Raw genomic sequence first — 24,261 nt, 5'->3', positions numbered from 1 at the left:
GCTAAATTTCGCAAAAGTCGATCGCCCCCTGCAGAGGTTTACAGACGGGCTACTTGCGCTGTTTGAGTACCGCCACAGCCTCTGTGTGGATGTCCGCCGCGCACTCAACCCGATCGAGAGTAGACTTTGTTCACCAATAAAATTGTAAAATTACTACGCTGCTATCAATTGAATCAAGTTTGTGTAATGACAACAAAGTTAATTGAACGTTCAAATAGTAAATTGTGGCTGGCGGCAATCAAGCCGCCCATGTACAGCGTTGCGGTGATTCCTATTTCAGTAGGAACTGCAATTGCTTTTGCCGAAACTCAAACGATTAATTCGTCAATTTTTTCGACATTTTTAATGTCAGCCATTTTGATTATAGCATGGCTGAATCTCAGCAATGATGTATTTGACTCAGAAACAGGCATCGATAAAAACAAAGCGCATTCCCTAGTTAACTTAACCGGAAATAAAGCTTTAATTTTCTGGCTAGCCAATCTGTTTTTAGCAGTCGGAGTGTCAGGAATCTGCGCCATAAGCTGGTGGCAAAAAGACCCAACAGTAATTTTGCTAGTAGTTTTATGCTGTGCTCTCGGCTACACTTATCAAGGGCCTCCGTTTCGTCTTGGCTATCAGGGTTTGGGAGAAATTATTTGCTTTTTCACCTTCGGGCCACTAGCTTTGGCTGCGGCTTATTACAGTCAAACTCAAACTTGGTCTGCCACTAATTTGGTGGGTTCTGCAATCGTGGGAATTACAACGAGTATCATTTTATTTTGTTCCCATTTTCACCAAGTTGAGGACGATTTGGCTGCGGGTAAAAAATCGCCGATTGTGCGACTCGGTACGAAAAAAGGTGCTCAGTTGTTGCAGTGGTTATGCGGGAGCGTTTATGCTTTGACTGTGCTATTTGTGGCTTTGGGAATGTTCCCAATTGGGACGCTGTTGATTTTTGGGAGTTTGCCATTTGCGATCGACCTTTGCAGCCATGTCACAGACTATCACGACCAACCGATAAAGGTCAGCAACTCTAAGTTTATCGCAGTTACGCTGCATTTTTCGAGCGGATTGCTGCTGGCGTTGGGGTTTGTTTTGTAGAGTGGCTAATCAAAAATTTCGGTAAAATTGAGGTATGGTTTGCTAAGCTGAGGGAGTTGGGAGAGTTGGCCGAGTTGGGTGACTTCTCAAAATCTTCTTTAATTTAGCAATCCGTACCTCACATTGAATCGTATATTTGTATATGGAAAAATTTAATAATTATAAGTTTCAATATTCCTTAACTGGTCACACAAATCAGCCAAAAATTTTATTTTTGCATGGATTCACGGGCAGCACTCAAGACTTTAGCAGGGTCATTCCCTTACTTTCTAACAGTTATTGCTGCTTAGCAGTTGACCTTCCCGGTCACGGAGAAACCAGAGTAATCGGCGACGAAAGTTGCTACAATATATCAAATACAGCTCAAGCATTGATACACTTATTAGATGATTTACAAATAGATAAATGTTTGTTGTTGGGCTATTCAATGGGCGGGCGGTTGGCACTTTACATGGCATTACATTTTCCAGAAAGATTCGAGAAAGTAGTGTTAGAGTCAGCTTCGCCAGGATTGAAGACAGAAAAAGAGCGATCGCACCGCCGGGAAGCCGATTTACCGATAGCACAAAAGCTGGAAAATAGCAACATTAAAGATTTTTTATTCAACTGGTACGATCGCCCTTTATTCAAATCTTTAAAAAACTCTCCCAATTTCGACAAACTCATAGAAACCCGCTTAGCAAACAATCCCTTAGAGCTAGCCAAATCTCTCCGCAATATGGGAACCGGCAACCAGCCCTCTCTCTGGGAAAAACTCGCACAAAATCACATCCCCCTCCTCTTGCTAGCGGGAGCTTATGATGATAAATTTACAAGTATAAATACCGAAATTGCCAGCTTGTGTCCAGCCGCCCTTCTGGAAATTGTACCAAAAGCTGGTCATAATATCCATTTTGAAAATATTGATACGTTTGTCGCACTTGTGAGAGAATTTTATGATTAACTAAAAAACTAATGCTTTATCAATTCGAGTTTCGCACTTATCAGCGAAAATTTAAGCGTCCCTTGCAAACAAGTCACGGCATCTGGGATATTCGATCAGGAATTATCCTGCGACTTGTGGGCGAAAACAATCAAATTGGGTGGGGAGAAATTGCCCCTTTGAGTTGGTTTGGTTCCGAAAGTTTTGAGCAAGCTTTAGATTTTTGTAACTCGTTGCCAGGTAATATTTCATCAGAGATGATTTTTGCTATTTCCGCTGAATTGCCGGCTTGTCAATTTGGCTTTGAGTCAGCACTATCAAACGAGCAAAATTCACCCCCCCCAGCCCCCCCTTGGCAAGGGGGGGAGAAAAGCGAAAATTTAACTTACCTTTGCCAAGAGGAGGAGAAGAGGCTGAGTCAGTACAGCGGTTTATTGCCTGCCGGAGAAACAGCTTTGCAGGCTTTGCAAGTGCTTTGGTTAGAGGGATATCGGACGTTTAAATGGAAAATTGGTGTTGCTGCAATTGAACAAGAATTAAAGATTTTTCAGCAGCTAATCGAAGCAATGCACAATTTGTGCGAGCGCGAAAAAGCATTTTTGCGCTTAGATGCCAACGGGGGACTCAGTTACTCGCAGGCTAAAACATGGCTGGAAGCTTGCGACGAGGTAAAAGCAACTCCCGATTTTTCCGCAGACATTGAATTTTTGGAACAGCCCCTGCCCGTAACCCAGTTTCAGGAAATGGTAGAATTGAATGCTATTTATGCAACTCCGATCGCCCTTGATGAATCTGCCGCCAACCTCGATCGCATCCAAGAGTGCTACAGCCAAGGCTGGCGGGGCATTTTCGTCATTAAACCTGCGATATGCGGTTCCCCATCCCAACTGCGAAAATTTTGTCAAACTCACAATATAGACGCTGTTTTCTCATCAGTATTTGAAACCGAAATCGGCCGACAAGCAGCATTAAATTTAGCAACACAATTGTCTTTAAATAAGAGAGCACTCGGCTTCGGCACCGATTGCTGGTTCGATGAAAATCATTCGATTTTAGATTTTAGATTTTAGATTAGTCTCACGACTAAATCAGGCGAGTTAGGTAATTGTTTTGAATCGAGAAACTTGGTGAAAGCATCTATGGCAACAAATCTCACAGTAAATATTCGGGATCTCGCGCCTAGCTTGCCAGATAATTGGCTGATTGGTTGTGACAGTCGCGAATTTTCCCGAATTGTCGATCGGCTATTTCAAGAAATCACCCAAAATCACGCACAAACAACACCCCCAAAAATTTGCCTCGCAGAACCAGATCCCGTGCAATTTCTTGCCAGTTTCACCGCCGCCCGCGCCGCCCAATGCCAGATTTTTCTGTGCAATCCCAACTGGGTAAAACAAGAATGGCTACAAGTCTTTGATTTAGTTCAACCAGACATATTTTTAGGACAATACCCGCTTCCCAACAATCCCCATATCCCAGTCCGCGAAGGCGGACTTCGTTTGTATAGCCGCGAATTCCATTCGCCGACAAAAAGCGGTTTTGATACGATCATGATTCCCACCGGCGGTTCTTCAGGAAAAATTCGTTTTGCCATCCACACTTGGGAAACGCTAACAGCATCCGTACAAGGTTTTCAACAATACTTTCAAGTTGACAAAATCAATTCATTTTGCGTTTTGTCATTATACCACGTCAGCGGTTTAATGCAATTCATGCGTTCCTTTACTACCGGAGGACAACTGGCTATTCAGCCATTTAAAGAATTAGAAAATGGTAAAAAAAGCGATATCGAACCCGAAGAATTTTTCATTTCTTTAGTTCCCACTCAACTGCAAAGGCTGCTGCAAAACCCAGATACAGCTAATTGGCTGGGACGGTTTCGTGCTGTACTTTTGGGCGGTGCTCCCGCTTGGCCGGAACTTTTAGAAACAGCTAGAAACTATCAAATCAAATTAGCGCCTAGTTACGGCATGACCGAAACAGCCTCGCAAATTGCTACACTAAAACCCGAAGATTTTCTCGCGGGTAATAACAGTTCCGGTCAAACTTTACCGCACGCTCAAATAACTATTCGCAGTGCAAAAGGCAAGATTTTGTGCGATAATAAAATTGGAAATATTGTGGTTAATGCTCAATCTTTGGCGTTGGGTTATTATCCTGAAAAATTTGGAGATCGCGAATATTTCCAATTAGACGACGTGGGATTTTTTGATAAAAATAACTACTTAAATATCGTCGGACGCAGCAGCGATAAAATTATCACAGGCGGAGAAAATGTATTTCCGGCGGAAGTTGAAGCCGTTGTGCGATCGACTAATTTAGTTGCGGATGTTGCTGTAATTGGCTTGCCAGACAAAGATTGGGGTCAAGTCGTTACGGCTATCTACGTTCCCGCTAATTCCGAAGTTACTATCAAAAATCTGCAAGCGGCAATAGAAGATAAGTTGAGCAAGTTTAAGCGGCCGAAATATTGGGTAATCGTCGAACAATTGCCCCGCAATTCTCAAGGCAAAGTCAATCGAGAACAATTGCAAGAAATTGCGCTCAAAGATCAATAATTATTAGGCGCAATCTATACAGAAGGCAGAATTTATCATGCTTATTTCCGACTCCTGACAACAGTCAACAGTCAACATTCAACAGTCAACTGACTAATTACGACAAACCTAACAGCCTTCTCGTCCTCTCTGCTTCTTGTCTTTGAAAATCCACAAACTTCAACATTCGGTAAAGTACCTCTATTTGGGGCAACTTAACACCTGCTTGCTGCGCCACCCGTATCGGATTACCAAAAATTGCCTCAACTTCCAGGGGCCGCGATTCATCATAATCGATTTTCATGCTGGTGCGGTAAGGCTTCATTTTCTGAGTGTATTCAAGCATTTGTGGGATAAAGTCATCGGGAATAATGCGATCGCAACTTTTGGCTCCCGCTACCACTTCCCCCATGATTTCCTCCACTAAAATCAGAGTATCAGGATTAGCCATCAGTTCGTCAGTTCTCGCATCCAAAACTACAGACAGCCCGTTATAAGGAATATTCCAAACCAGCTTTTTCCACCTTGACAATAGCAAATCATCGCTCATTTTTATGGGAATATGAGCACGTTTAAAGTCCGCTGCAATTTGGTGCAATCTATTAGTAATACCGATTGCTTTGTACTCTTGGGAATATTCTCCCAGCGTGATAGTGCCGTAATCTAGGTGGCAGATATGACCTGGCCCAACTTTATAAGAACAGAGAAAACACAGCCCGCCAACCACTCGTTCTGCACCGACAATTTTAGCTACTTCCGGTTCTGTATTCAATCCGTTTTGCAATACTAAAACCGCGCCGTTATCCTTTAATAAAGGAGGCAAAATTTTGGGCAACAAGTGATTTTGAGTTGTTTTCAGCGCTAGAATTACTACGTCGCACTGAGGCATTTTGTGCGCGTCGTGGTAGGCGCGGACGTGGGGGAGGGTGAAGTCGCCTTCGGGAGACTCGACAATCAAACCGTGTTTTTTGACGTAATCGTAATCGCTGCGCAGCAAAAAATTGACTTCTAAACCTGCTTGTTGCAGTCTAGCACCGTAGAATCCGCCTAAAGCTCCCGTGCCCACAATGGCATAATTGCGATTTGACATAATATCAACAATTCAGAAATAATTATCAACAAAACAGAAATTTTACAGTCATTCCCTGCTATTATTTAAAGATAGAACTAATCGGAAATCTCAATCTCAAATTTCCTCATCCACTGCATCAAGTCTTCAGATAGCTGTTTTCTAGTTCGGCTAAGTGCATCGATGCAGACGTGCTTAGTCAGAGCTTTAGCAGCGCTTCTTCCTGCAACTTCCTCAGAAAATACTTGATAGGCAATTTCAAATTCATCGCCAGTAAGTTGTTTGGGCGTCAATTGAATTATCAGCCGATCGCCCGCAAACATTGGGCGATAAAAATCTACACTAGCATGAATTATGGGAAAGGCAACCTCGGAATTGCTGAAAAATGCTTTGAGATTGATTCCAGATGCTGCTAGAGATGCCTCGTAAGCTTCGTGGCACATCGCTAAAACGTTAGCAAAGTAAACGACTCCAGCAGCATCGGTATCTTGAAAGCGAACAGTACGGGTGTAAGTGAAAGGCATTTGAGGTAGTAGCTGGCGATCGCAAATTTGATCGCAATTTTACTAACCATCATATCGGTAAACCCGCACTTTTGGAGAAGTTATCAGCTAAGTAAGTAGGCGCTAATTTTTTATATTGTAAAATTCGCTTTCCTCACTCCTCCCCCTTCTTTCTTAACCTTTGTTCTTAATCAACATCACGTCTATAATCTTGAGCGCAACATCTTCGGAAAGCCCCAAGGCACTGTAAAGATCGTTCAAAAGTTGTTCTTCTTCTTCTGAAACCTCGCCATCGGCTAAAGCGATATCAGTTGTGACAGCAAAAACAGTTTCTTTAAGTTCGTCGGGAAGCGTTGCTAAAGCCGCATTAAACAGTACCTCAACTCCTTGCCGTTGCAGAATCATCAGCAGGCGATCGAGCATTTTTCTCATCACGTCATCGGGATAACTGCGGAACAGTTGCATCCGAGATAGCGTCATGCTAATCGCTTTACTTTCGCTGTCATTGATGTAACCGTCGGCTGCTACGGCAATTAGCGCGATCGCGGCAAATGATTCGGCAGGCCCTAACGTTACGTCCGTTTGTTGGCGAGTCTGCGATACTTTATCAAATAAACCCATGATATTTTCCTCATTATTTAGTGGTCGATTTATGGAGTCAGGATGGGTTCTGGCTCTGGAGGTTTCTTTGGGGATTTTGATAATTATATCAAATTTTGTTAGTTAGTTGTTATGAATAAAATTATGAAAAAATTAAGAATTTTTATTTCGCCCTTGGGTGCTGTAAGGGCGGGTTGATTCATATCCTGAATTGCCTTCCCATATATCGGCTAAAACAGGCATCTTGCACCCTTGTAAGTAATAGGCAAGATGCCTGTTCCACAAAGAGTGAATTTTATTGTGGAACAGGCATCTTGCCTGTTCATAAAAAACTTATTGAGAAGGATGTAACATCTCAGTTAAAACCCGCCTTCCCAGCGCAGACCATCTATTTGTCAAAAAGGGCTAAATCTGCTTTCAGGAAATCAACAAACTGCCGCGCAGTCCTGCCCGATCGCCCGTTGCGACGAGTTGCCCATTCTTTAGCACGGTGTTCCAAATCCTCAGCAGCGAGTTTGATTCCAGCGAGTTCTGCCAGATGTCGGACAATTGTTAAATAAGTGTTTTGATCGGCCGGTTCAAAAGTTAAAGTCAACCCAAATCGATCGCTAAATGAAAGTTTTTCCTGCACAGTATCCCAAGCGTGAACTTCGTCTCCATCGCGGGGGCGAGGTCTGTCGTCAAAAAACTCTCGAATTAAATGCCTGCGGTTAGATGTGGCGTAAACTACCACATTTTGAGAGCGAGCAGTGACATTCCCCTCTAAGACAACTTTCAGAGCTTTAAAAGCATCGTCATCTTCCTCAAAGGAAAGGTCGTCCACAAAAATAATAAACTTTTGAGGAACTCCTCGCAACTGCTCGACAATTAGCGGCAAATCTTGCAAATCCGATTTAGATACTTCAATCAAGCGCAGATTGCGAGAGCCAAATTCATTTAATAGCGACTTCACCAAAGAAGACTTGCCCGAACCGCGGCTGCCGTACAGCAAGACGTGCAAAGCCGGATAACCGGCCAACAAAAACTCCGTATTTTTCACCAGAGCATCCCGCTGCCAATCGCAGCAAACCAACTCTTTTAAAGTTATACCATCGGGATGCGAAATACTCGCCAACTGCCCTCCCCGCCACCTAAAAGCGCGATATTCAGCAAACAAACCTGTGCCAAACTGTCGGTAATAAACTGCCAAAGATTCCACCGCGCTCGACCATTTTTCCAGTTTTCCGTGCAGCGGCAAATCTCCCGGTTCTGCTACAGTTTCTGAATGCCAAATCGGAGGAACTGCGTCAAGTTGACCCGCTACGCGCACCCACTTGCTCAACTGTTCGCTGCTGCATTCGTAAATATTTTGCAGCACTTCTAAATCATGTCGGGCGGCTTCCACCAAAGCGGGGGGCAAACTTGCAAAATCTGTTTGCTGAGCTCGGCGAGAAAAGGGGTTTTCGTCTTTGAGAATTTCGGAAATCAGAGAATCTTTCCAGCTTAAATTTTTAGCAGCCTGAAGTTTGAACCAGTTTCCGTAAGCTATCTGACATTCCAAACCGCTGACTTCGCTGTGATGAAGGGCTTGCAGCAAATCGAGAAAAGCTTGACCTGCGGGGCTTTTGAGAACTGATTGATACAGCAGCAGGGATGCTGCTTGGCGCTGGAGGTAACGGATTTGGGCGATCGCACCAGAAGTTAGGGCTGACATAATGGCAATTGTATAACAGTTACATATCCTGACTGGCTTTAATAAATTTTCTAACAATTCGTGACACTAATTGCAGGCTGCGCTGTATAAATTTAGATGCAAACAGTGAAATCGGGAGGATTAAAAATGAATTTAGGTACAACAGCCGCGATCGGCTACGGCATTTTAACACTGGTTGGCGGCATCATGGGTTATATCAAGGCCAAAAGCCAAGCCTCACTCATTTCCGGCCTGATTAGCGGTTCCCTGCTAATTTTTGCCGGCACCGCCCAGCTTATGGGACAAAGTTGGGGTTTAACATTAGCAGCAGCCATCTCCGCTGTTTTAGTAATAGTCTTTATTGTGCGCCTTGTTAAAACTCAAAAATTCATGCCGGCCGGAATGCTAATTTTAGCTAGCTTAGCGTCTTTGGGCGCGATCGTTTACGAAATCAGCGGTCAATATCAATAATCTGTTGACGGTTGACGGTTGACTGTTGACGGTTGACTGTTGACTGTTGACTGTTGACTGTTTTTAGTGGTCAGTGGTTATTTGTTAATTGTTAGTTGTTCGTTCTAATAACCAATAACCAATAACCAATAACTACTAACCAATAACCAATAACCAGTGACCAATAACTAATGACTAATGACTAATGACTAATGACTAATGACTAATGACTGCATCAATATACTGCTGAACTTCCCTGAGTTGCTGCCGCTGGCATTCGATCCAAATTTTTTCCGCAGATCGCTGTTCCGGCGTCTCTTTCTGATACCGCGCCTGCTTCTCTAAAAAATTATTGTAGAATTTAATCGCTTTTTCAACTGTTTGAATTGCCAGTTTCATGCGCTCCTCAAAAATTGCTATAATCACATTATCCAGGATTAACCCAATCACTTTACAGGACTCTTCAAAATCGACCAAACTGATTCCCATCTTGCTTTTGTGAACCAAATTCTCTACAGGTTCTTTCAGTGTTTCTTTAAAAGTTTTAATATAAGAATCAGGCAAATATTTCAGTGGCTCCGTAAACTTCGATACAATCTCCCCGCCTATTGATTGTAGTCGCTCTCTAAATTTCGACTGACTCTTTAGGTCGAAGCATTCAATACAAATTTCAAATTTTTCTATATCTATAGATTGTAATTCTTGAAAAATTAAAGTTAGTTCATTCTCCATAATTAAAATCACTCGCTCGGCTTGGGCATCAACTTCATTCCGCAACTCTTTGTGCAAATTATCTTTTTCAAAAAAACCAATAGTATCTCTTTGAAAGACTTGAGCGTTTTTATCCCACAAAAACCACTGATTTTTTAACTTAGTCGCCTTGTCGCTCCAAGATTTGCGAACTTTAACAACAGCATCATATTTGCCCTGCTTTCCTAAACTGCGAATTCTCACATCGCATCCGCTTAGTTCGCCAATTTGCTCCCAGACATCAACAGGAGATGATCCAGCAATTCTCGGCTTGCTATTCCAGACATCCTCAGCCTGAGATACATCTTTGAAACATACCTGAAGTAACCCCTTGAGTCTGATGGCAGATTGCTTAATTTCGTCAATACAAGGTTCCACATCTAAACTGAGTTGGGTAGCTGACTGTTTAATCTCCACGGATTGATATTCGTCTGCCAACAATCGATCGCTAAACTGGGTAATAGCCTGGAATGCCTTGAGATACTCATTCATTTCCTTTCATGCCTCGTTTCCATAAACAGCATACAATACAGAACATCTGCGTTTTTGAATGGAAACTGAGTCACAACATGGATTATATATTCACCCCTGCAACTCAGGCGCGACTCAATAGTGGCAACCTTGTACAGCCTGCTGCCAAAACAGGAAAATTGCTCCCTGCTGCTAGAGATCCGGTGACAGGAGAGTTTGTGGAGATTGCAAAAATTTTTTATCAATCAAAAAGTGAAACTCAATCGGATCGCGGAGTTATAGGATTGCTCGCACAGTTAGGCGGAGGTGGCCCCATACAGCCGCTGGTAGCTCCCGTGTACGTGACACTGGCGCCGTTGCAGGTGGCTCAAACTCATCAGGGGTTTCAAAAAACATACAGAATGCTTAACTGTCTGAAAATTAATTTGGCAGTGATCCAAGCAACTGCTGCTGTCATTGGTATTGGCACTGTATCGAGCACAGTTTTGTCAGCAGTAAACCTCAACCAAGTATTAAAAATCCGAGAAGAGGCCAAGCACCAGAAGCTAAAAATTAAAGACGGGTTTATTGATCTCAGACACATCCTCAAAGATAGGGGAGTAGAGGTGATCCAGCATATTTTTAAGGTGGCTCACGACTCTAGTTTTGAAATGCACCGCCAGAAACTGGTTAACGGTTATGAGATTTTTTCTAAAGCTATCAAACGCTGTCAGTCAGCCCTGACAGTGCCAGATATTAAACTTCGGAATTCCGAAATTAATAGCGGGCGGGATATGCTGTTTGAGGCTTTAAAAATTTATGAGAATCCTAGTTTGTTAGAGGGGCTATGTTCTGCCGGACAACTCAGGCAAATGGAATGTGTTTGGGCGATCGAGCAGGCGATCGGCGTCACGTTTCACTTGCAGCGGGCCTACGATATGGTGAGCGATCGCCTGCGGGAACTCCAATCAAAAATTTGTCAAAATCTTCTAACTGTTGTTAAAGGATGTCAATCCGAACCAGAACTAGATTTTTTATTTCCCGAAGTTACTAGGATTCTAGGTCATGATTTAAGTGTAATAGAATTTTGGCAAAATGAGGTTGATTGGATGGAAACTTTGTCTCCAAAAGAGCAGCACCAGTTAGCTAGTTTAGATAAACTCACTGCCGATAGTTTAAAAAGCAGCGTGTACACTACATTCGCGGTATTAGCTACGGAACCTTCCCTTTATGAAACTTTAAAGCAAAAGTCTCACTTTCTATCCTTGCGCGACCAGCTAACCTTCGCTGTGTCGCCGGAAATCCGCCGGGGATACGAATTTTATATCAGCCAGCAGGCGATCGCTACTGGCTATCAAGCTTTAGCTGCCTCGAATTGGCAAGAAATATCCGATTTAACTGTGGCTAACCTCTACCACTTTTTTCAAATTCGAGAGGAATCCCCTGAAAATTATCCAACTGAGGACGAATTAGAAACGCCTTATTGGCACTTTCCCAAAACCTTAAAAAACGAGTTGAATTACAGCAATTAAATGACTAATGACTAATGGATACTGTTGACTGTTGACTGTTGACTGTTGACTGTTGACTGACTTCTTCCCTCGTAGATACAACTTTTCAATTGTTACACTATCTGTAGTAGTAAGGTGTGTACTGCCCACCCTACAAGTATAATCTGTGCGTCAAGGACTATTTCTCCTTCTTCCTTCTATCTTTTACATCCGTTACATCCGTTACATCCGTTACATCCGTTACATAATCCGTTGCCGAACTTCCTTCTGATTACCTCAACCACAACTTAATAGTATTGTCTTTAGAACCGCTAGCAATAGTTTTGCCATCAGGACTAAAAGTCACCACATAAACCTCATCGGAATGTCCCGTCAAAGTATTCAGCAATTCTCCGGTAGCAAAATCCCAAACTTTAATAGTTTTATCCTTGCTCCCGCTCGCAATAAAATTCCCATCCGGGCTGATAGCAACCGAGACAATATCGTCAGAATGTCCCTTGATAGAGCGAATTAAATCTCCTGTTTCGATATTCCAGATTTTAATACTTTCATCGTAGGAACCGCTAACAATGGTCTTGCCGTCTGGGCTAACAGCAATCGACCTCACGGGGTCGCCGTGTCCCTCAATAGTTTTGAGCAACGCCCCTGTTGCGACATCAACAATTGTAATTTTTTTATCCTTAGAAGCGCTAACCAAACTTTTTCCATCTGGAGTGAAAGCCACAGAATAAACAAAATCTGTATGGTCTGGAAAACTCTGAATCAAACGGCCAGTTGCTGCCTCCGAAATCTTTGTGGTTTTGTCTCCGCTGCCACTAGCGACAAGCTGTCCGTCGGGGCTGAGAGCGACAGACCACACAGAAGCAGTGTGGTCTAGACTGCGAATCACTTGCCCTGTTTTCAAATCCCACAGCATGACTCGCCAAAAACCGGTTCCAGTCGCCAGTTTAGTACCGTTTGAGTCAAAAGCAACCGACCAAATGGTGGAGGAATCTCCTGGAAAAGTGCGGATAGACTTGCCTGTAGCTAAATCCCAAATTTGGATGGTTTTGTCTTTAGAACCGCTGGCTAACATTAAGCCGTCTGGACTGAAAGCAACAGACCCAACGGCATCTGAATGCTGAGCGAAATTTTTGACTTTGGCGTTCTTCCACCGCAGACCTGCTTGGCACTGTTCCTGTAACTCCTGAGCGGATGAATAGCTGCTGGAAGTGTTGGCAATTGTTGGTATTTGGCTGATGCAGTCTTCATAATTACTGCCTTTATAAAAAGCTTCAATTTGATTGAGCTCTTGGGATTCTTTCTGGGCTCGCTGCTGCCATTCTTGCCACTTGAGATATCCGTAAATTCCCCCGATCGCAGCTAAGAGAGCCGCAATTGTTGCCCCGGCAAGATAAGGATTGAATTTGCGAGTTTCTTTGGGGACAAGTGCTGCTGGGCTGGCGATCCTCTCCGTTGGCGTAGCCCCCGTAGGGGCGGGCTGCGCTAACGAGAAATCGGTTTTTCCGTTCAGATTTACCTGCGAGGATACCGCCGGACTTGCCTGCAATTCGAGGTGAGGGGCGCTACTCGGTGGTGGCAGATTGGGGTTGCGGTGTCCCTCCAAAACTGTGGAGATCGCCTTGTACAATTTAGCAAATAAAGATTTAGGAATGACTAATTCTTCGATTTTCGCGGCATCTTCGTCGGTAAGCCCTAAAACTTGCTGCAAGCGTTTTAACTCCTCGCGAGTTTCCTGAGAAAAGGGATATTCTTGCTGCATTGCTTCTTGCAGTGATTGTTCGTAGCGTTCGCCTTTTTGCCTGTATTTCCGGTAAGGGTTCAATACCTCATCTTCGATCGCCTCTGCTTCTTCTGGCAGCAATTCCAAACTGACGCGCAGTTCATCTAATATTCTCCGACCGACGACGGTAATATCACCCCGGCTGCTGCTGCGCCGATCGACTTCTTCGCGATATATTGTTAGCTTGGGAATCCGCGCCCGCGATCGATCGCCAATTTTCCTCAAATCGGCTAAAGCTTCCGCCGCCGACTGGTACCTCTCCCGAAAATCGTAGCGCACCATATTATCCAAAACATCGGCCAGCGCTTGGGAACACGTGGCTAAATGCCGCCAAACAATTTCGCCTTTATTAGAATTTTTCAAATCCCGCAGTTTCGGCAAATCGTAAGCCGGCAAACCCGTCATTGCTTGGATGCCAATCATTCCCAAAGCGTAGATATCGCTGTTGAGTTGCGGGTTGTATTGAAATTGTTCGATCGGCATATATTCCAGAGTGCCAATCCGCACAGTTACCGGCGCTTGTCTTTGAGCGATGTGAATTTCTTTCACCGAGCCAAAGTCAATCAAAACTAACTTATTATCTGAATAGCGGCGGATTAAATTAGCCGGTTTAATATCTCGGTGAATTACTCCCTGTCCGTGTACAAACACTAAAATTTCTAACAGTTCCTTCAGCAAAGGAATCATTTTTTCTTCAGTTAGAGGCTTGCCCGGTACAATCTCGGTTGATAGCGAGTGACCGGCAACAAAGGATTCAACTAAGAAAAATTCTTCATTTTCTTCAAAATAAGCGAATAGCTGAGGAATTTGGTCGTGTTGACCGAGCTTTTCTAGAACTTCTGCTTCTTTTTGAAAAAGACGGCGCGTAGTATTAATTAATTTCGGTTCGGTAGTACCGGGACGCAGGTGCTTGACAAAGCACTGCGGTTCTCCGGGACGGCGAATATCTTTGGCCAGATAGGTTTGTCCAAATTCTCCTGTTTCTATGACTTCAATGATTTGATAGCGTCCATCTAAAAGTTGGCTCACCATGATAATAACGCAGCCTTTTTTTGGTTGATTTTCGCAAGAAACAGTTGCAATGTTGAGTCAGTTGTATAGCCTTGTTCAGGTGAATTAGGTCTTCCTGGGCAGGGGCAAAACAGGGCATTGGGCATTGGCAAAACAGGGAATTGGGTATTCGGAATAGTTGTTTCTTTCCTTCTTCTTTCTTTCCTTATTCCGAGTTCCATCGGACTTCTTCCCTCTGACTTCTTTCCTTCAGACCTCTTTCCTTCATACTTCTGACTTCTGACTTCTGACTGAGATATTGCACCATTCTCAATTACTTGTTGAGGAACAGGCAAGATGCCTGTTCCACAAGAAAAATCATTCTTTGTGGAACGGGCATCTTGCCCGTTCTTGACAATGGTGTAACATCTCAGTTCTGACATACTTTATTTTTTCAACATCTGCAAAGCTTGATATCCCAAAAAGAAAAAACCCAAAGCGCCGAGTACCGCTATCGTGTTCGCAAACACATCGACTGTAAAAAATTCGCCCATTGCAATATCCTCTGAAAACTGATATCTATCCTCGGCTTTTCGGTCGCTGTCTGGGTGAGGGGTCTTGCCCCTCGCTGCGGGCGAGCCGAAAGATGCTCACAAATTATAGCAAAAGAGTTGGTCAATCGATTTTAGATTTTAGATTTTAGATTTTAGATTGAAGCATTGACCCCACGGATGAATCCGGGGGCTTGTATCCTGGATGCTTTCGGTCAAAATAACTTTTCGGGCGATCGACTAGCTTTTTGTTTTAATATTTTTTAATATTTAGGGAGACAAATCCTGTACCGAAATTTTGAGGTCAGTTCGCTTTGATATTGTTAACCCTGCTAATTTTTTCTCTGATTGTAAGTAGAGCTTACACTAAGAATTTGCGCCGATCGGTCGAAAATGCGCCTCGAACCGACACAAATTCCGCGAGGCCCTCACCGGAGTCCGCCGCAAATTTCCCTAAAGTTTCGGTAATCGTACCAGCATACAACGAGGCAGAGAATATTCGGGATTGCGCGATCGCCATTTTGGAGAGTACACCGCTGTCTGTGGACAACTTAGAGGTTTTAATTGTAGACGATCGCTCGACAGACGACACGTTAGCGATCGGGCAAACCCTGCAACAGCATCTCAACGACCCCCGGCTTAAAATATTAGCAGGTCAGCCGCGACCAACCAACCAATATTGGGCGGGCAAAAACTGGGCCTGTGCCCAAGCTGTTCAAATAGCAACCGGAGACTTCTTATTATTTATCGATGCCGACGTGCGACTCAAACCAGGGGCGATCGAAACCGCTATCGCCACAGCCGAAACCGAGAAAATAGACTTGTTCACCTGTATGCCAGCGCTGGTTTGTGAGTGTTTGGCCGAGTGGTTAGTACAGCCGATAATGTTCAATCACCTAGCAGTTTGCTACGACTTTACCGCCGTCAACGATCCCTCGAAAACAGACAGTGCTTTTGCCGGCGGGCCGTTCATGTTATTTAGGCGATCGGGCTACGAAAAAATAGGCGGCCACGAAGCAGTTGCCGGCGAAATTGTGGAAGATGTGGAACTAGCTAGACGCATCAAACGTGCGGGTTTAAAGCTCGGACTTTATTCCGGGTCAAATTTGGCATCCGTGCGGATGTATCGGTCTTGGAGCGCATTGTGGGAAGGCTGGACAAAGAATTTGTATCTCGGCGCTAACCGCAGTTGGGGCTTGATGGTTTACATGGCTGCAATTATGTTCTTTATTTATCCTATGCCGTGGATAGGATTATTCATTATTCTGAAACAAATAATTTCCGTCTTCCCTCTTTCTTCTTCCGTCTTCTCTCTTCCTTCTTCCTTCTTCCTTCTTCCTTCTTCCTTCTTAGTAATAATCGTAATTTGGCAGCATTACAATTTGCGCCGCTTGGGTGCCGAGATTTCTGAATGTCCGACGAAATACTGGTGGTTAGGAGGTTTGGGAGGTGCGTTAGTGGCGGCGATGGCGATCGGTTCTGCGATTAAAACCGAAACTGGTTGGGGATGGACTTGGCGCGGTAGAACTTTGCAAATTAAGAGTTAATTAAGACTTACATAGGGGCAGGCAAGATGCCCACCCTACAAAAAATTAACTCCTTGTGGAACAGGCATCTTGCCTGTTCTTAAAAATCATCGAAAATGTGAGTTATAGAAGACCGAAGGCAGAGCTAATCATAACATCCGTTACATCCGTTACATCCGTTACCGAACTTCCGCGTATACAAAAGCAGGTACGCGCTTGTAAGCAGGCGTGCCCGATCGCTTTTCAATCTCCGGGTGAAAAATCACATTAACTTCAGGATAAAACATCAAAGCAGCACCCTCACGAACCGCCCCGTAAATCACCTCGACATTTTCCATTTTCCCCACATTTCCCTGCACCGTCACGCGCTGATGTTCTTGAAAACCAGTGCTTTCTGCATCCGCGCGATTCATCAAAATGCAGTTGCGGTGCGGCATTCCCCGGTACTTGTCATCAATTTTGTAGACGACAGTATTATGCTGAGAATAGCTGCGTCCCGTCATCAATGCCACAACAATACCCTGTGTTGACTCCGATACTCCAAATTCTTTCGCTTCCGGTAATTTCAGCTTAGGTAAAGGCGTGACAAACATCTTCGCTTTCCCAGACTCTGTAGGGAATTTAGGTTCTGTAAAAATGCGACCGCCGATCGTGAATTCCTCTTTTGTTTCATCAATTGTGGCTATTTTTTCATAGCCCGGAATAGTTTTAGCAATCAATTGGCGAACGTATTTTGTGTCTTGAAGTTGGCGCCAATTAACGGGAAAATTACCGTGAATTCGGCTGGCTAATTCTGTTAAAAAATGTACTTCAGGAATCAAATCCGAATTCTGGAGATGAGTTTCTCCCTCATCATTTAAACGCACAAAATTATTCCCCGATTCCACCGTTGTTTTGTGGGGGTTTTCAAAGCGATTCAGCACGGGAATCACAATTGTATTGTGCTTGGCTAATCCGTGAAAATGCCCTAAATTCGGTTTGGTTGCGAGGTAGATAACGGTTTCAACATTGCTTAAAGCGCGTTTTGCCTGCGTTGAATCTGGATTCGCCCCGTACAAGTTGCCGCCCAGACAGATCAGCGTATCGACTTTGCCTGCATCTGCTGCTTCAATGAGCGATCGAGTTTCGTAACCCTTAACAGGACTGAGGGGACGATTTAATAACTTTTCTAAAGCTTGTTGAATTTCTTTTTTCAGCTTGACAGTGACGCCCATAGAGCCGAATCCTTGGACATTTGAGTGTCCTCTGACTGGCATTAATCCCGCCCCTTCTTTGCCGACATTTCCCGTCATCAATGCCGTATTGGCGATGCTGAAAACGTTATCTACACCGTTACCGTGTTGGGTAATTCCCATCGCCCAACCGAATACAACTCGCTTTGAAGTGCCCAGGATTTTGGCTGCTGCCTCAATTTCTGCTTGGGAAACTCCGCAGGTTTTAGTAATAGTTTCCCAAGAGGTTTCGCGGGCGTGCTGGACTACTGCTTCCCAGCCTTCTGTATGAGCTTGCAAATAGCTTTCTTCCAGCAAACCTTGTTCGATTATAGCCTTTTGAATGCCGACAAATAGCGCCGTATCGCTGCCGGGAATTGGTTGCAAGTATAAGGAGGAAATATCGGAACCGGGGATGAGCGACTTGACAGGAAATGCGGGAGAACCAAACTTGACTAACCCAATTTCCATCACCGGATTGATTACAATTATTTTACCGCCTTTGTCGCGAATTTTAATTAACTCGTTCATCAAGCGGGGATGGTTGTAGGAAGAATTGCTGCCCGCTAGCACGACGCAATCTGCTTCCTTCAAGTTTTCTAGACTCACTACCGAGGTGCGTGTGGCAAACATTTCGCTTAAGCCAGTTGTCGAGGGAGCGTGACAGAGATCGGAACAATCTGCTAAGTTATTGGAACCCATCGCCCGCATCATCAATTGCAGCAGAAAAGCCGCTTCGTTGGAAGAGCGACCAGAACTGTAAGATGCGACTCTTTCGGGGGTTTTGCGAAAAGCAGCTTCGGCAATTTGATAAACTTCTTCCCAAGAAATGCGATCGTAATGAGATGAACCAGCCCGCAAAATCATCGGAAAACTCAGCCTTCCCAGCCTATCGGCTTCCATTGAAGTTAATTGCTGTAGTTCTGCAATACTCTTCTTTTCAAAAAATTGAGTTGAGATAGCCGGCTTGATTTCAGCGGAGATGGCTTCGACGCTTTTCATGCAGCGCTGAAGTTTTTCACCCTCTTCATTTGTAAAACCTCCTTTCTGCCCGCCAGTGCCCCAAGAACATGACAAACAAGCACTTTTGTGCAGCAAAGTTTTCCAAAGTTTCGGCCCTTCCGGGGACAATGTATGTTCTGCCCAATATTCTATTACGGGCAAACCGCCACCTATGTCTGGTGTTTCCTCGTTTGTCTCGTTGAATGGCGGGATTGGTTGGACATTTTGGGAGTTGACATCCATGTGGTTGACCTTTTGTTTGAATTGCGGATTGATGGGGCGGGCGAACCGCCAAATGAGTTAAATTTATTACTGGAATTTTACCGCAAATTTACAGCCCAAAACACCAGTCAACAGATAGATTTTTTAATCTAAATTTAACTCCATGTTCGCCGTCACGAATGCAAGTTTTTATTCATCCGCCGACAGAGGAATGCAGTCCTCACTAAAGGGTTTATTTCCTCTTATTTAACGCCTGCTTGCCAAATCCCAGACACAGCAGCCGATCGCCCTCAGCAACATTCGGGTCATTCTGCAAATAATCTCCCAACCATTCGCAACTCCGAGCAATGATTTTATTCAGTTCAAAATTCTCCAAAGGCCACAGAATTATAGTCCTATCGCTGCTAGCAAAAGCCAGAGTTTTGCTGTCAGAACTAAAAGTAACGCTCAACACGCGATCGCTCGATTCTAACGTCTTAGATAGCAGCGCCTTCTTGCCGTCAAAATCCCACAGCTTAACAGTATTTCCCCCACTCGCCGCCGCAATCAATTTGCCGTCTGGACTAAAACTCACGCTTTCTACAGTATCGCTGTGGTCTAGTTTTTCAGTTAAATTCGCCACCTTTCCATCAAACCCCCACAAGTAAACTTTTTTGTCAGCGCAAGCAGCAGCAATAGTCTTACCGTCGGGACTAAAACTAACATTTTTAACGCTGTCTTGGTGGTCGAGAGTTTTCAGGATTTTCGCCGACGCACCGTTAAATTGCCACAGGTAAACTCTCTTCTCTCCGGTAATTTCAAAAGCCTTTTTCTTCCCGCTTGCCTTGTCCTCAGCAGCGGTAGCAGTAGCAATAAATTTGCCGTCGGGACTGAAGGTAACGCTAATTACTGGATTGGTGTGATCGAGTTTTGCAAACAAAGTTGCTTTAGAACCGTTCCACCGCCATAGGTACAATTTGCGATCGGCACTGGCGGCGGCAATTATCTTTCCGTCCGGACTAAAACTCACGCTTTTAACAATACCGCTGTGGCTGAGAGTATTTAACAGTTTGCCGTTTAAACTCCAGACTTTCACTGTTTTGTCATCGCTGGCAGAAGCAACAGTTTTATCATCAGGTGAAATGCTCACCCAGGTAACAGAATCATTGTGACCTTCTAAAGTTGTGAATAAACTGCCATCATCCCGCCAAAGTCTCACTGTTTTGTCCCCGCTAGCAGAGGCAATTGTTTTACTGTCAGCACTAAAACTGACTTTGTAAACCCAGTCTCCGTGTCCCGATAAAATCTTATTCAGCGGAGTGCTGTCCGGTTTCCAAATTTTCACTATTTTGTCTTTACTTGCGGAAGCAATAGTGCCGTCACCGCTGAAACTTACGGCCCTTACGTCGTCTTGATGTCCTCGAAAAGTATTGAGCAAAGTGCCACTGCGACTCCAAACTTTCACCGTATCGTCGGCACTGCCGGTGACAATTTGTTTGCCGTCGCGACTGAAACTCGCGCTGACAACTTCATCGTTATGTCCTTTGAGAGTTCTGATTTCCTCACCATTGCGGTTCCAAATTTTGGCTGTGGTGTCGGCACTTGCTGAGACGAGTTCTTGACTATTTGGACTGAACTTAATGCTGTACACAATGTCAGAATGTTTGGTTAGTGTTTTGGGATTAATTTTAAATTTCTGGGTTTTAGTTTCTCTGTTCCAAAGTTTGACAGTTTTGTCAACACTTGCTGAGGCTATTGTTTGGCCGTCGGGGCTGAAACTGACACCGAGCACCCAGTCTTTGTGTCCGGTTAAGGTTTGCAGCAATTTTTTGTTCGCAAGGTTCCAGATTTTGACTGTGTTGTCGTGACTGGCGGAAGCTAGGGTTTTGCCGTCGGGACTGAAACTGACGCTGGTGACGATATCGCGGTGGCTGGATAAAATGGCGATCGCACTTTTGTCGTTATTTACTTGCCAAATTCTAATTGTGCGATCTGCACAACCAGTCGCGATCGTTTTCCCATCGGGACTAAAACTAACACTCGTCACGCTATCTGGGTGATTGAAAGTTTTTAATAACTTACCTTCTTTGCTCCACAATTTAACAGTTTTGTCAGCACTTGCCGAAGCAACTGAATTGCCGTCGGGACTGACACTCACATCCAAAACAAACTTGCTGTGCTGCTCGAAACGGTTGCGTTCTTGCACCCCGGAAACTGCTTGTCTGAGTCTTTCTGCAATTTGAGTTTTAGTCTCCACAGGCAGCGCTGTACTTTTCAGAGAATCACGACCAATTTTGATACTATTTCCCAACACTCCTAATTGATTTTTTTCATTAGAAAGCACCAAAGCTTCCGACGCCGAATTTAGGGCATCAGTCCGACTGTTTTCTGCTTCTTGCCGTGCGCTTTCTGCTAATTTTGCTTGCTCGAATGCCATCCCCGAAACACCTGCGAGTACAAGCACTCCTAGAACCGCCGCCCGCAATTGCCATCTCCGAGATTGGTAAAGTTGAGCTTCCGCTTCGTGCTGTTTCTCTCTAGCTTCCGACAGCAAAGCATCTTGCTCTCTGTCTTTGCGAATTTGTTCAATTTCATCTCGGTTAATTTGGTTTTGCTTTCGCAGTTCCTCAACTTCTGCCTTTTTATCTAATTCTTGCTGCTGGCGAATGAAGCTAACTAAATAATCGTGAACGAGCTGATAAAGCTCAGCAGGCAGTTCCATCCATCGAAAAACTAAACCAGAGTTTACTAAAAGTTCTAAGACTAAATCTAGTTTATCAGGTTCAGCAAATGTCGCTAGATTTGAAGCTAATTCGGCGCGGGTTTTTAAGGGACGTATTTGCTCTTCATCTGTGAGCAAATACAATACTCTGCGTGCAGCTACTTCATTCTCCGGGCCGCAATCTTTGATGACTTCTTCGAGAAACCTTTCGACTAATTTTTGTTGCGGATTGTTGCCAAGTTCCTGATATTGAGTTAAAGTTCTAATGTTCTCTTGTTGCAGTTGAGCCCCGACAAGTTGTAGTTCGATCGGGCGGACTTCTCCTAATTCTCCAGCTAAATCTTGGACTAATTCTTCGATCAGCTCCGGTTCTAAGTAAAACTGCGCTCGCTCAGTTAAAGTGCGAATTACCGATCGCGCATCGACCAGCGAAAAGTTTCCCAAATAAAACAGAATGTTTTTGCTGAGAATGTCCTCCAAAATATCATTGTTAACGAATCCTGTCTGGTTTTTTGGTCGGGAAAATTCCAGCAAATAGTGCAGGTAATCTTCCCGCAAACACAGGACGACTTTTAAATATTTGATTTTCAAGCATTCCCGCAAAAAATCAAAAAATATTTGTCTTTCCGCTGGCTCTTTCCACACGAAAAAAAATTCTTCAAATTGGTCAAATATCAGAACAGTCACTAAATGTTCGGAATTTATTTGCAGCTCCTTGAGAATATTTTCGTATTCGATCGCCTGTTGTTGTATAATTAATTCTACTGGCTGTGACTGGTTCCTTTGATCCTCATTATTCCCAGTCGAGCCACCGTGAAATCCCGAAATAAGATTTCCCTTGACTGCACCTGCTTCTACGGTCAAATTTACAGGAGAAATTTCAGGTACTGCTTCGGAAATTTCCGAATCGAATATTTCAGCTTTCCCAGCAGATAACTGTCTGGTCAATTCCCGCGGCCAGTTGTTGTAAACTTGCAGCACTACGGGCAAAACAGTCCGCATTTCTATTTTTTTTTGTTTGAGAGCTGGTACTAATCCCCCGGTGACTATTGAACTTTTGCCAACTCCAGACTGACCGTAAATTACTGTCAGTTTGTCAGGGGTATTGTTCATCCTATATATTAAGCGGTTGAGGTCTTGCTCTCTGCCGGAAGCTGTAATTTCGTCAGCAATAGTAGCAGCGCCGGCAATAGTTTCGGCGACGGAATTAACCGCTTCTCTGTGCGGCTGCAATTTTCCGGCTCCAATAAAAGCTCGGAACCGATAGGTGTGTTCGACCGCTCGATAATCTTGCTTAATTTGAAATGCTTCGAGATATTCTCCCCGCTGAAAATAAAGCGATCGCAGCATTTCTAAAACCCGCAAATACAGTTGCGGGTTGTAGCAAGGTTCGGTTTCCGAGCGAGCAAGCTCTAAATGCCCGATCGCCTCTTGTACCTCACCTAACTGACTCTGGGCCTCTGCTAAAATTAACAGATACAAGCCTAGATGCTGCGACTTTACATGGGTTCCCTGTCCCGTCGCTTCTAAATTTGAGTTGAGAACGTCTAGAGCGATTAAAGCCCACTCTTTCGCCCCTTGCCAGTTCTTTTGCTCTAAGGCTACTCTAGCCAAAAAGCCGTAATCTTGAGCCAAATTAACTGCTGAATTTTCCATATTTTCATGTAACCTCCGAGCTTTGATAGCTAAATTCCAGAGTGCATCCCAATCTTCTAAATGCTGCAATACTTCGCCAAGTTGATTGATGAATATAACAACGGCATCCGGCCGCCCCGCGCGTTCTAAAACATCAATACATTCCTGAAAATAATTCTTAGCTTCCGTCCAGTAAGGACGGTTGCCGCTGCGGTGTTGTTCTGCTTGGAAGCGGTAGCAAAGACCGATGTGGAATAGCAGAATTCCCTCTAACACCGGTGCTGGGTGAACGGTAAATAACAAATCGCTAAATTCTGTTTTTTGTCCACCAACAAATGCTACTTGATACTTCCAAAAACTGAGACTTTTTTGATACAATTCAATCGCCGGCGGGATGCGGTGACAAGCATATTCATGCCTACCGCGAATAAATTGCAAACTTGCTTCAATAGCTGGTTCTAACCTGATGTTGCAAGTTTGCAAGTCTTGGCTGGCAGACTCTAGTTCAGTCAAAGAATTGGCTCCGAGAATGGCAGAATTAGTTAAACGCCAATTGCCACTTTCTAAAATGTTGGAAAAAATGCGATCGGCACTTTTGCCCAGGAACTCCACCAAGTCGTCGGGGCCAATCACAAATTCAACACTTGTCGTCCAAGTTTCGATATCTGTTACTAACCGAATCAGTTTTTTTAAGATTTTGTCTGTCACCCACAGCACCACCGGGAAGGAAAAATTATTCCGAAATTCTTCCCTCACGTAGTTGGTAGAAGTCAGGAGTCGATCGATCGCACTTACCGATTCCAATCCCAACACCATTAAAGCTGCCGGATGGCTGCAGGAAATTTTGGTTTCTATCGTGGTGTAAAGAGTTTTAACAGAGGGCGGGAGGACAATTTCTCGAATCTCGATCTCAGACTCCTCCCGCAATTGCCTTACAATTTCCTCTCTCATCGCACTGTAATTGCACCGCACCAAAATCAGGGAAAATTGCCCCTGAGACATTCTCAGAGTCCGGGAGAGAGTTTGCAGCGAACTTTTGTTTTGCTGTGCTGCGGTGTCTTGCTGGCAGTGCGAATTAAGCATAATTAATATT

Annotated in this window: 16 protein-coding genes; 7 read left to right on the top strand and 9 right to left on the bottom strand. The window is 44.2% G+C overall.

The window, feature by feature from the left end:
- The first annotated feature begins 186 nt into the window (after positions 1 to 186).
- From menA to QUA07_RS10325, 4 genes are all read left to right on the top strand, one after another.
- A complete protein-coding gene (gene menA / locus QUA07_RS10340; RefSeq protein WP_333324701.1) occupies positions 187 to 1,083 on the top strand; it encodes a 2-carboxy-1,4-naphthoquinone phytyltransferase in 897 nt (298 codons plus the stop codon).
- Positions 1,084 to 1,225: 142 nt separating this feature from the next.
- Positions 1,226 to 2,026 (top strand): 2-succinyl-6-hydroxy-2,4-cyclohexadiene-1-carboxylate synthase, encoded by an 801-nt coding sequence (menH, locus tag QUA07_RS10335; protein WP_333324699.1) that lies wholly within the window; start codon positions 1,226 to 1,228, stop codon positions 2,024 to 2,026.
- A gap of 11 nt (positions 2,027 to 2,037) precedes the next feature.
- Positions 2,038 to 3,075 carry an o-succinylbenzoate synthase gene (locus QUA07_RS10330; RefSeq protein ID WP_333324696.1) on the top strand — a complete coding sequence of 346 codons (1,038 nt, stop codon included), beginning with the start codon at positions 2,038 to 2,040 and terminating at the stop codon, positions 3,073 to 3,075.
- Positions 3,076 to 3,144: 69 nt separating this feature from the next.
- A complete protein-coding gene (locus QUA07_RS10325; RefSeq protein WP_333324694.1) occupies positions 3,145 to 4,563 on the top strand; it encodes a 2-succinylbenzoate--CoA ligase in 1,419 nt (472 codons plus the stop codon).
- Positions 4,564 to 4,660: 97 nt separating this feature from the next.
- On the opposite strand, the gene QUA07_RS10320 is transcribed toward QUA07_RS10325, so the two are convergent.
- The 4 genes from QUA07_RS10320 to QUA07_RS10305 all read right to left on the bottom strand — a co-directional run bounded on the left by QUA07_RS10320 (position 4,661) and on the right by QUA07_RS10305 (position 8,407).
- Positions 4,661 to 5,632, bottom strand: coding sequence for a putative 2-dehydropantoate 2-reductase (locus QUA07_RS10320; RefSeq protein ID WP_333324692.1), 972 nt, complete (start codon positions 5,630 to 5,632; stop codon positions 4,661 to 4,663).
- A 77-nt stretch (positions 5,633 to 5,709) separates the two neighbouring features.
- A complete protein-coding gene (locus tag QUA07_RS10315; protein WP_333324690.1) occupies positions 5,710 to 6,135 on the bottom strand; it encodes a thioesterase family protein in 426 nt (141 codons plus the stop codon).
- 153 nt (positions 6,136 to 6,288) lie between these two features.
- Entirely contained in the window at positions 6,289 to 6,735 is a 447-nt protein-coding gene (locus QUA07_RS10310) for a tellurite resistance TerB family protein (RefSeq protein ID WP_333292876.1), read from the bottom strand.
- Between the two features lie 367 nt (positions 6,736 to 7,102).
- Positions 7,103 to 8,407 (bottom strand): ATP-binding protein, encoded by a 1,305-nt coding sequence (locus QUA07_RS10305; RefSeq protein WP_333324688.1) that lies wholly within the window; start codon positions 8,405 to 8,407, stop codon positions 7,103 to 7,105.
- A 126-nt stretch (positions 8,408 to 8,533) separates the two neighbouring features.
- Between QUA07_RS10305 and QUA07_RS10300 the strand changes: the two genes are divergently transcribed.
- The gene (locus tag QUA07_RS10300; protein ID WP_333080715.1) at positions 8,534 to 8,857 is read left to right on the top strand and encodes a TMEM14 family protein; all 324 of its coding nucleotides are present in this window, start codon (positions 8,534 to 8,536) and stop codon (positions 8,855 to 8,857) included.
- A gap of 195 nt (positions 8,858 to 9,052) precedes the next feature.
- Here QUA07_RS10300 and QUA07_RS10295 read toward each other — a convergent pair whose 3' ends face one another.
- Entirely contained in the window at positions 9,053 to 10,078 is a 1,026-nt protein-coding gene (locus tag QUA07_RS10295) for a hypothetical protein (RefSeq protein WP_333324686.1), read from the bottom strand.
- A gap of 77 nt (positions 10,079 to 10,155) precedes the next feature.
- Here QUA07_RS10295 and QUA07_RS10290 point away from each other — a divergent pair, with 77 nt between their 5' ends.
- Complete coding sequence (locus tag QUA07_RS10290) at positions 10,156 to 11,568, top strand: hypothetical protein (protein WP_333324684.1); 1,413 nt, start codon at positions 10,156 to 10,158, stop codon at positions 11,566 to 11,568.
- A 250-nt stretch (positions 11,569 to 11,818) separates the two neighbouring features.
- On the opposite strand, the gene QUA07_RS10285 is transcribed toward QUA07_RS10290, so the two are convergent.
- Positions 11,819 to 14,362, bottom strand: a complete 2,544-nt coding sequence (locus QUA07_RS10285) for a protein kinase domain-containing protein (protein WP_333080712.1) — start codon at positions 14,360 to 14,362, stop codon at positions 11,819 to 11,821.
- Positions 14,356 to 14,763, bottom strand: coding sequence for a hypothetical protein (locus QUA07_RS10280; RefSeq protein WP_333324682.1), 408 nt, complete (start codon positions 14,761 to 14,763; stop codon positions 14,356 to 14,358). The genes QUA07_RS10285 and QUA07_RS10280 overlap by 7 nt, the downstream gene beginning before the upstream one ends.
- A 422-nt stretch (positions 14,764 to 15,185) precedes the next feature.
- Here QUA07_RS10280 and QUA07_RS10275 point away from each other — a divergent pair, with 422 nt between their 5' ends.
- Complete coding sequence (locus tag QUA07_RS10275) at positions 15,186 to 16,418, top strand: glycosyltransferase family 2 protein (protein WP_333324680.1); 1,233 nt, start codon at positions 15,186 to 15,188, stop codon at positions 16,416 to 16,418.
- Positions 16,419 to 16,576: 158 nt separating this feature from the next.
- Here QUA07_RS10275 and QUA07_RS10270 read toward each other — a convergent pair whose 3' ends face one another.
- Positions 16,577 to 18,853, bottom strand: coding sequence for an FdhF/YdeP family oxidoreductase (locus QUA07_RS10270; protein WP_333324678.1), 2,277 nt, complete (start codon positions 18,851 to 18,853; stop codon positions 16,577 to 16,579).
- 211 nt (positions 18,854 to 19,064) lie between these two features.
- Positions 19,065 to 24,251, bottom strand: a complete 5,187-nt coding sequence (locus QUA07_RS10265; RefSeq protein WP_333324676.1) for an nSTAND1 domain-containing NTPase — start codon at positions 24,249 to 24,251, stop codon at positions 19,065 to 19,067.
- Positions 24,252 to 24,261 lie beyond the last annotated feature (10 nt).

The sequence above is a fragment of the Microcoleus sp. T3_A4 genome (genome assembly GCF_036700465.1).
Lineage (GTDB): Bacteria > Cyanobacteriota > Cyanobacteriia > Cyanobacteriales > Microcoleaceae > Microcoleus.
The sequence above is the reverse complement of the archived record's forward strand: the minus strand, read 5'-3'. Positions and strand labels throughout refer to the sequence as shown.

Bases quoted from the DNA above. Each gene is read 5' to 3' on its own strand.
- menA (WP_333324701.1), top strand. From the start codon at position 187: ATGACAACAAAGTTAATTGAACGTTCAAATAGTAAATTGTGGCTGGCG.
- menH (WP_333324699.1), top strand. From the start codon at position 1,226: ATGGAAAAATTTAATAATTATAAGTTTCAATATTCCTTAACTGGTCAC.
- QUA07_RS10330 (WP_333324696.1), top strand. From the start codon at position 2,038: ATGCTTTATCAATTCGAGTTTCGCACTTATCAGCGAAAATTTAAGCGT.
- QUA07_RS10325 (WP_333324694.1), top strand. From the start codon at position 3,145: ATGGCAACAAATCTCACAGTAAATATTCGGGATCTCGCGCCTAGCTTG.
- QUA07_RS10320 (WP_333324692.1), bottom strand. From the start codon at position 5,632: ATGTCAAATCGCAATTATGCCATTGTGGGCACGGGAGCTTTAGGCGGA.
- QUA07_RS10315 (WP_333324690.1), bottom strand. From the start codon at position 6,135: ATGCCTTTCACTTACACCCGTACTGTTCGCTTTCAAGATACCGATGCT.
- QUA07_RS10310 (WP_333292876.1), bottom strand. From the start codon at position 6,735: ATGGGTTTATTTGATAAAGTATCGCAGACTCGCCAACAAACGGACGTA.
- QUA07_RS10305 (WP_333324688.1), bottom strand. From the start codon at position 8,407: ATGTCAGCCCTAACTTCTGGTGCGATCGCCCAAATCCGTTACCTCCAG.
- QUA07_RS10300 (WP_333080715.1), top strand. From the start codon at position 8,534: ATGAATTTAGGTACAACAGCCGCGATCGGCTACGGCATTTTAACACTG.
- QUA07_RS10295 (WP_333324686.1), bottom strand. From the start codon at position 10,078: ATGAATGAGTATCTCAAGGCATTCCAGGCTATTACCCAGTTTAGCGAT.
- QUA07_RS10290 (WP_333324684.1), top strand. From the start codon at position 10,156: ATGGATTATATATTCACCCCTGCAACTCAGGCGCGACTCAATAGTGGC.
- QUA07_RS10285 (WP_333080712.1), bottom strand. From the start codon at position 14,362: ATGGTGAGCCAACTTTTAGATGGACGCTATCAAATCATTGAAGTCATA.
- QUA07_RS10280 (WP_333324682.1), bottom strand. From the start codon at position 14,763: ATGTCAGAACTGAGATGTTACACCATTGTCAAGAACGGGCAAGATGCC.
- QUA07_RS10270 (WP_333324678.1), bottom strand. From the start codon at position 18,853: ATGGATGTCAACTCCCAAAATGTCCAACCAATCCCGCCATTCAACGAG.
- QUA07_RS10265 (WP_333324676.1), bottom strand. From the start codon at position 24,251: ATGCTTAATTCGCACTGCCAGCAAGACACCGCAGCACAGCAAAACAAA.